A 9,643-nucleotide genomic window follows, 5' to 3' on the forward strand; every position below is an offset into this window, starting at 1 on the left:
CGCGCATCTGGGGCGAGATGAAGCAGAACGCCGATGCGATGAGTGCGTACAAGCCGGGTGTGCCGGACGACGAGCAGGCCGGTGCGGTGCTGCTGTACGGGCATTTCAAGCATGGCGTGGCCGACAAGCGCATCCGCATGCATTTCGTCGGGCATTCGGCCGGCAGCATCGTCGCGAGCCTGATGATCGATCGGCTGGCGCAGGAGGGCATGCGCTTCGAATCGGTGAGCTTCCTGGCGCCGGCGGTGCGCGTGGACACCTTCGAACGCTGCGTGCGGCCGCACCTCGAATCGGGTGTCGTCAGGCGCTACCAGCAGTTCCACCTGAGCGAACGTGCCGAGCAGCAGGACCACACCTGCGGGCCGTACCGGCGCTCGCTGCTGTACCTCGTCAGCGAATCGTTCGAGGGGGGCAGCACGACGCCGATTCTGGGGATGCAGCGCTTCTTCGATGCTGCTGCGAAGGGCTTGCCGAACACCACGGCGTGGGTGTCGCCGGGGCCGGTGAGCACCAGCACGACGCATGGGGGGTTCGATGATGATCCGGGGACGCGGGGGCAGGTGGTGGAGTTCATCCTCCGGGGGTGATCACTGCGTGGCAGTGCCGGGTCTCGCCCCGGCGGGCGAGTCACTTTCATTTGAGCCCAAATGAAAGTAACCAAAGCAAAGGGCTTGGAAAACCATACGGTTCGTCCAGTCTCGCTGCGGACAACACTGACGCTTCGGCTGCACATCCCCGTTCATTGGGATTGTTGCTCTCCCGCTTCACTCGACTCGCTCGCTACGCGTCGCATCGTCTAGTCCCTGCGAGGGCTGCGTCATCTTGGCGATGCGTAGCGAGCTGGGTGGAGAAGAACGGCCAACAATCCCAATGAAGGTGGGGCACCAGCCGAAGCGTCAGTGTTGTCCGCAGCGAGACTGGACGAACCGTATGGTGTTGTATTGAGGCCCTTTGCTTTGGTTACTTTCATTTGGGCTTCAAATGAAAGTGACTCGCCCGTGAGGGCGAAACCTGCCGTCACTCGCACCCCGGGATCCGCCGTCTGTCGCACACCGGGCTGCGCGGCTTGCCGGGCCGGGCCCCCGCGCCGTATCGTGGCATCCCATGAAGCCCGTTCCGTCCGTTCCTCCCGCTGCCCCCGCTGCCCCCGCTGCCCCCGCTCCGCCGGCTCCGCCCGCGCGCCACCTTGCCCGGCTGTGGGCTTCGCTGACCCCACGCCGCATCGCGATCAACCTGATCGTCGCCACCGTCGCCGCGATCGCACTGAACCCGATCTTCGTGACGCCCTTCCTCAGCGTCTGGGGCCGCAGCATCTTCGTCGGCCTGATGCTGCTGGTGGCCTTCGACATCGCCGGGCATTGGCCGTCGCGCTGGCTGCCGCGCTGGGTCGTTCAGGTGGYGGCCGTCGTCATCACCGCGCCGGTCGCTACGCTGGTCGCCTACCTGGTGATGGTGCAGGGCGATGTCACCAGCTTCCAGCGCAACGAAGGCCTGCTGTGGGGCTTCTTCTCGATCGCCACCACCGGCCTCGCCGTCGGCCTGACGCTCGCGCTCGGTGCGCTCTACCGCGAACGCGATGCCCAGGCCCRCTCGCAGGCGCTGGCCTTCGAGCTGGAACGCAGCACGCTCGAGAAACAGGCGCTCGACGCGCGGCTGCGCCTGCTGCATGCACAGGTCGAGCCGCATTTCCTGTTCAACACGCTGGCCAACGTGCAGCAGCTGGTGGAGTCGGGCTCCGAACGGGCCGGCCCGGTGCTGAACAGCCTGATCGCCTACCTGCGCGCCACGATGCCCAGCCTCGCGCAGACCAGCAGCACGCTCGGCCACGAGATCGGGCTGGTGCGCGCCTACCTCGAGCTGATGCGCATGCGCATGCCGGACCGGCTGGCCTTCGACGTCGCGGTGCCCGATGCGCTGGCAGGCCTGCCGTTCCCGCCGATGGCGCTGCTGACGCTGGTCGAGAACGCGGTGCGCCACGGCATCGACCCGAGCGAGACGGGCGGCCGCATCGAGGTCGGTGCCCGTGCCGATGCGCGGCAGGCCTGCGTCGAGGTCTGGGTCAGCGACACCGGCGCCGGCATGGACGAGAAGGCCGCGCCCGGCACCGGCCTCGCCAACCTGCGCGAGCGGCTGAAGGCCACCTATGGCGATGCGGCCAGGTTGGAACTCTGCGACGAGACGCCGCACGGCCTGCGCGCCACGCTGGTGCTGCCCGATCCCAGTCCGCAGTTCGCGAAGCTGGACCCTGGAGCGGCACCATGAACCCCACCGCGCTGATCGCCGACGACGAGCCGCTGCTGCGCGAGCGCCTGCGCGGGATGCTGCAGCGCCTGTGGCCGGAGCTCACGATCGTCGCCGAGGCGCGCAACGGCCGCGAGGCAGTGGAGTTGTTCGATGAACATGCGCCGCAGGTGGTGTTCCTCGACGTGCACATGCCGGGGTTGAACGGCGTCGAGGCGGCGCGCTCGATCGCGCGGCGGGCCCAGGTGGTGTTCGTCACCGCCTACGAGCAGTACGCGGTGACGGCCTTCGAGCAGGGGGCGATCGACTACGTGGTGAAGCCGTTCGACGAGGAGCGCCTGGCCGATACGGTGCAGCGGCTGCGGCAACGGCTCGGCACCGACGGCGCCGCACCCGCGGCGGACGACCGTCTGGAGGCCGCGATCGAGAAGATGTCGGCCGAACTGCGCCGCCAGTCACCGGCGCAGCGGCAGGCGGGGTGGCTGCAGTGGATCAAGGCGTCGGTGGGCAACAGCGTGCGGCTGATCCCGGTCGAGCAGGTGGCCTACCTGCGCTCCGACGAGAAGTACACGCTGGTCGTGTGGGAGGGCGGCGAAGCGCTGATCCGCCGCACGATCCGCGAGCTGGCCGATGAGCTCGATCCGGAGTGCTTCGTGCAGGTGCACCGCTCGGTGATCGTGAACCTGCACCAGGTGGCCCAGGTGGTGCGCGGGCCGAACGAGACGGCCGACGTGCACATCAAGGGCCGCAGCGAGCTGCTGCCGGTGAGCCGCAGCTACGTGCACGTGTTCCGGCACATGTGAAGCGCCGGCTCCGGCGGTTGCTCACTGCATCGTCGTGCGCATCGCCTGCGTGGCTTCGGCGACGCTCTGCACGCGCTTGCCGGTGATCGTGACCATCGGCAGCGTGACGACTTCGGCGCTGGCCTGCTGCGTGGTGCCGGCGCGRCCTTCCTCGAGCATCGCGATCGCGATCGACAGCGTCGCGGCGATCAGCACGGTGAAGGTCAGCAGCGGGGCGAAGAGGCGGTCGAACATGTCAGTCTCCAGCGGTGTGTGTGTTGCGTTGGAGTGAACTGTAGGCAGCCGCCCGCGCCGGCGACAGCGCGCTGAGACGAAGCGTCGAAACACGGGGACAGGCTGCGGGTCGGCACGACGGGGCGCACCGGCCCGGGGCCGCTCCCGCGGCGTCAGACCGGTTCGGTGCGCGCCACCAGCCAGGCGAGCGCCTCGCCGCTCACCAGCGGCGACAGCCGCTCGCGCACCACGCGGTGGTAGTCGTTCAGCCAGGCGGCCTCGTCGGCGCGCAGCAGGCTGTGGTCGATGCAGCGGGTGTCGATCGGGCACAGCGTCAGCGTCTCGAAACCGAGGAACTCGCCGAACGCACCGTTCTCGGGCGTGTCCGCCGCGACGTTCAGCACCAGGTTCTCGATGCGAACGCCCCATTGGCCGCCGCGGTACAGGCCGGGCTCGATGCTGGTGATCATGCCGGGCTCCATCGCCATCTGCGGCTCGGGGATCGCCTTGCTGATGCTCTGCGGGCCCTCGTGCACGTTCAGGAAGTAGCCGACGCCGTGGCCGGTGCCATGGCCGTAGTCGAGGCCGTGCTCCCACAGCGGCGCACGCGCGATGGCATCGAGCATCGGCGACAGCGTGCCGCGCGGGAAGCGGGCGCGGCTCAGCGCCAGCGTGCCCTTCAGCACCAGCGTGTAGTCGCGCCGCTGCGCGGCCGATACCGTGCCGATCGGCCAGACGCGGGTGATGTCGGTGGTGCCGCCCAGGTACTGGCCGCCGGAATCGATCAGCAGCAGGCCGTCGCCCTCGATCACCGCGTGCGATTCGGGCGTCGCCCGGTAGTGCGGCATCGCGCCGTTGGCGTTGAAGCCGGCGATGGTGTTGAAGCTCAGGCCGACGAAGCCGGGCCGGCGCGCCCGCGCGGCGCTCAGCTGCTCGTCGATCGTCAGCTCGGTGATCCGTTCCTTGCCGAGCGCCTGCTCGAACCACGCATAGAACTCGCACATCGCGGCACCGTCCTGCGCCATCGCGTCGCGCACGAAGGCGGCCTCGGCGGGGCTCTTGCGGCTCTTCAGCAGCGTGCTCGGGTTGATTGCCTCGACCACCTTCACGGCGGCCGGCACGTTCTCGCGCAGGCCGAGCGTGATGCGGCGCGGGTCGATCAGCAGCGTGGCCTCGGCGCCCAGCCGGGCCAGCGCGGCAGCCGCCTCGGTGTACGGGGCCAGTTGCACGCCGTCGGCGGCGAGCGCCGCCTGCACCGCTGCCGGCACCTTGCCGACGCCGACGAACAGCGTCGCGCCGTGCAGGCCGATCAGCGCGTGGGCCAGGAACACCGGGTTGTRGCTGACGTCGGAGCCGCGCAGGTTGAAGATCCAGGCGATGTCGTCGACGGTGGAGACGAAATGCTGCGTCGCGCCGTGCACCGCCATCGCGCGGCGCACCTCCGCCAGCTTGGCGCTGCGGGCCAGCGGCGCGTGGGGAGCGGCATGCTCGTAGACCGGCGCTTCGGGCAGCGCCGGGCGATCGGGCCACACGTCTTCCAGCAAGTCGAGGTCGGTGCGCAGCGGCACGCCGGCGCGCGTCAGCGCGGTGCGCAGCTGCTGCGCCGCCGCCAGGCCCAGCACCGCGCCGTCGACGGCCACCCCCTGCCCGGCGGGCACCTGGCTGGCCAGCCACTCGACGTGGTGGGTGGCAGCGCCGCTCGGGATCTTCACCAGCTCGATGCCGGTGCCGGCCAGTTCGGCCTCGGCCTGCACCCAGTAGCGGCTGTCGGCGAACAGCGCCGCGCGCTCGGTGGTGACGACCAGCGTGGCCATCGAACCCGTGAAGCCCGACAGCCATTCGCGCCCTTGCCAGCGCCCCGGCAGGTACTCGGACAGGTGCGGATCGCTCGATGGCACCAGCAGTGCAGCCAGCTGGTGCTGTTTCAGCGCGTCGCGCACGCGCTCCAGGCGCAGGCGGATCGGGGAGGTGCGGGTGTCCATGGGTTCGGCTCCGTTCGGGGCCCGCACGCCGCCCGGGTCGGGAAGCCAGCGGGGAAAGCGCGGATTTTAGGGCCTGACGGCCATCGGGGCAGGGTTTGCACTGGCCCGCCAGGCCGCGCTGCGGAGGGCCTTCTGCAATTTCTCTTCGCAGTTGGCGCTCATCCTGTGCGCTGGTGCGCCGCGCGCCCCCGAGGAGATGCCATGCCGTTCGACCCCCGAATCGAGAAAGAAGCCTTCCTGCACGCCGACCGTGCGCTGTTGCGGCAGCTTCTCGACATCGATTTCCAGCTCTACCGCCCGATGGGCTACCTGGCTGCTACCGCGCTGCACAAGCTGGTGTATTGCTGGCTCGTCGGCCTGCACGAGGACATCGCGCCGGTGCTGCCGCGCGTGATCGGGTGGCTCGACCATGCGATCAACAGCGGCGAGGCCGGCCGGGAGCTGCGCCGGGAATCCGGCGATGAAGTCCTCGCGCTGGGGGAGAGCGGCGAGCCGCGCACGATGCGCCCGAACCTGCACGCGACGCGGGCGATGGCCCGGTGGCTGCACGGCGGCGAGGCGGCCTGCGATGACTGGTCCGGCGCGCGTCGTTCCCAGGCGGCCTGGCGCGCCAACCTCGCGCGCGGCGAGCGGCGCCTGACGCCCCACCAGCTCGCGCTGGACGACTACCTGGCGTGGTGCGTGCAGTGCGGCGAATACACCGCCGGCATCGAGCTGATCGAGAGCCAGCTGGCGCTGCGCGCCTCGGCGCCGGCGCATGCGGTGCTGGCACGCCTGCCGCGCCCGCGCGAGTTCGCCTACGCGGTCTGCCTGCACCATGCGCGCGGCCGCTTCGAGCCGGCCGACCTGTTCGAGGCCGGCAAGCGCATGCTCAATGGCAGCCTCAACGAAGGCTGGCTCGCCACCGGCGAATCGCTGCGGGCGGCGATGTGGCTGAAGATCGTGCACTGGGATCTCGCCGCGCCGGTCGGATGCGCCGCCGCCAGCCCGCTCGACACGGTGCGGCGGGCGCACGTTCACCTGGCGCCGCAGCCGGTGCTCACAGCGCGCACGACTGCGACACCGCAAAGTCGTCCTCTCGCCAGCACTCTCCGTGCGTCGGGATCACGTTGATGACCTCGAAGTACGGCAGGCCGAAGTACTCGCATCCGTGCAGCGCCTCGACCGCGGCGTGGTACTCGTCGAGGTCGGGGGTCTCCCAGACCGCGACCTCGGCGCACTGGGTGTCCCAGCGCGATTCGCAGGTCTCGAACTGCCGCAGGCGCAGCGACGGGAAGCTCTCGAACACCAGCACCAGCACGCGTTCGCGGAACGCCGCGCGCCGCGCGGCATCGAGCGATCGCCAGTGGGAGGTGGCCTGCAACAGCATGAAGAAGGTGTGGGTTCTTGACATGGCGGAGGTGGGTGGTGGGTTGACGCAGCGAAGCGCCTTGCCGACACTATGCGAGTTTTTATTCGTATTTGAAACTCGCATTTCGGCAACCGATGTCCACACCGCAGACCGCCCCGCCCAGCACCCCTCTCACGCCCCGCAAGGCACCGCGCCAGGCGCGCTCGCGCGCCACCGTCGACGCGATCCTCGATGCCGCGGCTCGCGTTCTGGTGCAGCGCGGCTATGCCGCGACCACGACGAACGCGGTGGCCGAGGTGGCCGGCGTCAGTGTCGGCTCGCTGTATCAGTACTTCCCGAACAAGGATTCGCTGATCGCCGCGCTGCATGACCGGCACGGCCGGCAGATGAGCGCGCTGCTCGATGCCGCGCTGCTGCAGCACCGCGGCTCGTCGCTGCCGGAGGCGCTGGCCGGCGTGATCGAATCGGCGGTGAAGGCGCACCAGCTCGATACCGACCTGCACCGCGTGCTCGAGAAGCAGGTGCTCGGCCTGCACCAGTTCCCCGGCGCGGACGAATCCGTCGACGAGATCGAGCGGCGCCTGCGCGGGCTGCTGGAGGCGCACCGCGCCGACATCGTCGTCGAGGACCTGAAGCTCGCCACCTACATGCTGATGCACGCGGTGCATGCGCTGATCCACGCGGTGGTGCTGGAGCGGCCGAGCGGTGTCTCGGTGAAGGCGGCCACGCGCGAGACGGTGCGGATGGCGCTGGCCTACCTCACCGCCCGGCTGTGATCCGCCAGGGAACCGGATAGCCGGCGCGGTGACTCAGTCGGCATCTGGAACAACGCGGGGAGATCGAACATGAGGTTGTGCGAGCAATTCGGGCGTCTCTTCGGCAGATTGGCTGCGCGACCGACCGACGAAGAACGGAATCCGCAGCCGTTCAGGCTGACGATCGTGCGGCAGGTCCGTGGTGCACGTGAGTGCCTGGTCGCCAACATGCCGTCTCACCCGACGACGATCAAGGCCAGCCTTGCGGCGACGGGCACCTTGGTGACGCTGGCCGTCGTGCTGCTACGCAGGTCGAGCGATCTCGACAATGGCGATCCCAACGACGATGTGATGCCCTCTGCCGTGACGCGCCTCGACGGTGGCGCCGTGATGGTGTTGGTGATGGCGGCGTGTTGCGTCGCGGCGTGCCTGTTCGCCACGGCTTGGCATTGCGTGTCGCCCCCACCGCCGGACACGCATCCGGAAGACGCCTGAGAAGTCGTCTGCGTCAACGCGCCGGCGCGCCCCGCCCGTACAGCAGCAGCATCGCGACGATCACGCCGCCGTAGATCAGGTGGCGCCCCCACTCCTCGATCTGCATCACCGAGAGAATGGACTGCAGCAGCGTGATCAGGATGACGCCGGCCACCGTGCCGAGGTAGTGGCCGCGCCCGCCGAGGATCGAGGTGCCGCCGAGCACCACCGCGGCGATCGCCGGCAGCAGGTAGGGATCGCCCATCGCCTGCGCCGCCTTGCTCGCATAGCCGGCCAGCAGCACGCCGCCGAAGGCCGACAGCCCGCCGGCCACCGCGAAGGCCGTCATCACGACCGCCCGCGTGCGTGCGCCCGACAGGTAGGCGGCGCGCTCGCGGTTGCCGATCGCGTAGACGCAGCGGCCGAAGGTGGTGCGCGTCAGCACGAACACCGCCGCCGCGCCGACCACCGCCCACACCAGCAGCGCGTTCGGGATGCCGGCGAGGCTGTGGCCGGTCGCGATGAAGCGCATCGCCGGCGACGACGCATCCTGCGGCGAGTAGCCGCCGGTGTGCACCACCATCAGCCCCTGCGCCACCGCGTTCACGGCCAGCGTGACGATCATCGACGGGATGCGCAGGAACGCGACGCCGAAGCCGTTCAGCAGGCCGAGCACCACGCCGCAGGCGATGCCGAACGGGATCGCGAACGCGCTGCCCCACGGCCCCCAGCCGGTGGCCGCGGTGGCCATCATCGCGCCGACCGCCACCGCCCAGGGCACCGACAGGTCGATCTGCCCGAGCAGGATCACCAGCATCGCGCCGGTCGCGATCACGCCGAGGAACGAGGCCACCTTCAGCTGCTGCAGCAGGTACTCGGGCGACAGGAAGCTGCTGCTGTACAGGCTGCCCAGCAGCAGCAGCGCGACGATGCAGCCGAARGCCGACGTGATGGGGCCCCTGATCGGACCCCGGAAGTGCCTGGCCAGGTGCCTATCCATACAGATCGAGCCGGTTGCGAAGTTTCAGCAGCCTGAGCGCGCCCACGCAGATCGCCGCGAACAGCACCGCGCCCTGGAACAGCGGCTGCCACAGCGGCTCGAGATTGAACACGAACATCAGGTCGCCGATGGTGCGGAACATCAGTGCGCCGAACACCGCGCCGACCGCGCTGCCCGAGCCGCCGAACAGCGACACGCCGCCCAGCACCACCGCGGCGATCGAGTACAGCGTGTAGGTGCTGCCGTTGGCCGACGACGCTTCGCCCGACCAGGTGATGCAGGTGACGAACAGCCCGGCAACCGACGCGAGCAGCCCCGACAGCACGTAGGCGACGAACTTGGCACGCCGCACCGGCACGCCCGACATGTAGGCCGCCTGCTCCGACGAGCCGACCGCAGCCGCCGCGCGCCCGATCACCGAGCGGCGGTACGGCAGCCACACCACCAGCAGCAGCGCGAGCAGCAGCACGAGCGCCGCGGGAATGCCGCCCGGCAACTGCCCGGTCAGCGCGTCGGCCAGCGTGCCGTTCACGTCGCCGCCCGGCACGCGGCGCAGCGCGAGCGCGAGGCCGAAGAAGGCCGAGCCGGTCGCGATCGTCGCGACGATCGGCTGCAGCCGCCCGACGATCACGATCAGCCCGTTCAGCGCACCGCAGGCGCAGCCGGCCAGCAGAACGGCTGCCACGCCGAGCGCCGTCTGCCCTGGCGTGCCGACGACGAGGTGCGAGGCCAGGCAGTTGGCGAGCACCAGCACCATGCCGACCGACAGGTCGATGCCGGAGGTCAGCACGACCAGCGTCTGCGCCATCGCGACGATCGCGAGC

Annotated in this window: 10 protein-coding genes and 1 pseudogene; 6 read left to right on the plus strand and 5 right to left on the minus strand. The window is 69.9% G+C overall.

The genetic code is table 11. The features are described from left to right. The 3 genes and pseudogenes from AC1D12_RS15035 to AC1D12_RS15045 all read left to right on the plus strand — a co-directional run. Positions 1 to 587 (plus strand): annotated as a pseudogene (locus AC1D12_RS15035) (hypothetical protein); the annotation flags it as partial. Between the two features lie 517 nt (positions 588 to 1,104). Further along, a complete protein-coding gene (locus AC1D12_RS15040; protein WP_477841240.1) occupies positions 1,105 to 2,262 on the plus strand; it encodes a sensor histidine kinase in 1,158 nt (385 codons plus the stop codon). Continuing rightward, positions 2,259 to 3,044 (plus strand): LytR/AlgR family response regulator transcription factor, encoded by a 786-nt coding sequence (locus AC1D12_RS15045; protein ID WP_047506089.1) that lies wholly within the window; start codon positions 2,259 to 2,261, stop codon positions 3,042 to 3,044. Before AC1D12_RS15040 ends, AC1D12_RS15045 begins: the two co-directional genes overlap by 4 nt. A 21-nt stretch (positions 3,045 to 3,065) precedes the next feature. Here AC1D12_RS15045 and AC1D12_RS15050 read toward each other — a convergent pair whose 3' ends face one another. Then, positions 3,066 to 3,278, minus strand: a complete 213-nt coding sequence (locus AC1D12_RS15050; RefSeq protein WP_047506091.1) for a hypothetical protein — start codon at positions 3,276 to 3,278, stop codon at positions 3,066 to 3,068. A 152-nt stretch (positions 3,279 to 3,430) separates the two neighbouring features. After that, the gene (locus AC1D12_RS15055; protein ID WP_477841242.1) at positions 3,431 to 5,239 is read right to left on the minus strand and encodes an aminopeptidase P family protein; all 1,809 of its coding nucleotides are present in this window, start codon (positions 5,237 to 5,239) and stop codon (positions 3,431 to 3,433) included. Between the two features lie 201 nt (positions 5,240 to 5,440). Between AC1D12_RS15055 and AC1D12_RS15060 the strand changes: the two genes are divergently transcribed. After that, positions 5,441 to 6,352 (plus strand): hypothetical protein, encoded by a 912-nt coding sequence (locus AC1D12_RS15060; protein WP_477825606.1) that lies wholly within the window; start codon positions 5,441 to 5,443, stop codon positions 6,350 to 6,352. Here the strand turns inward: AC1D12_RS15060 and AC1D12_RS15065 are convergent. After that, positions 6,279 to 6,632, minus strand: a complete 354-nt coding sequence (locus tag AC1D12_RS15065; RefSeq protein WP_465113327.1) for a darcynin family protein — start codon at positions 6,630 to 6,632, stop codon at positions 6,279 to 6,281. The two genes, AC1D12_RS15060 and AC1D12_RS15065, sit on opposite strands and share 74 nt — an antisense overlap. 92 nt (positions 6,633 to 6,724) lie before the next feature. On the opposite strand from AC1D12_RS15065, the gene AC1D12_RS15070 reads away from it, so the two are divergent. After that, positions 6,725 to 7,366, plus strand: a complete 642-nt coding sequence (locus AC1D12_RS15070; protein ID WP_477841244.1) for a TetR/AcrR family transcriptional regulator — start codon at positions 6,725 to 6,727, stop codon at positions 7,364 to 7,366. A gap of 69 nt (positions 7,367 to 7,435) precedes the next feature. Next, the gene (locus AC1D12_RS15075) at positions 7,436 to 7,840 is read left to right on the plus strand and encodes a hypothetical protein (protein WP_477825608.1); all 405 of its coding nucleotides are present in this window, start codon (positions 7,436 to 7,438) and stop codon (positions 7,838 to 7,840) included. Between the two features lie 13 nt (positions 7,841 to 7,853). Here AC1D12_RS15075 and AC1D12_RS15080 read toward each other — a convergent pair whose 3' ends face one another. Then, a complete protein-coding gene (locus AC1D12_RS15080; protein ID WP_477841246.1) occupies positions 7,854 to 8,819 on the minus strand; it encodes an ABC transporter permease in 966 nt (321 codons plus the stop codon). Then, positions 8,812 to 9,643: ABC transporter permease (locus tag AC1D12_RS15085; protein WP_477841248.1), on the minus strand; the 832-nt coding region annotated here is incomplete at its 5' end. The genes AC1D12_RS15085 and AC1D12_RS15080, both read right to left, overlap by 8 nt.

The organism is Rhizobacter sp. P1_G5 (genome assembly GCF_056405435.1).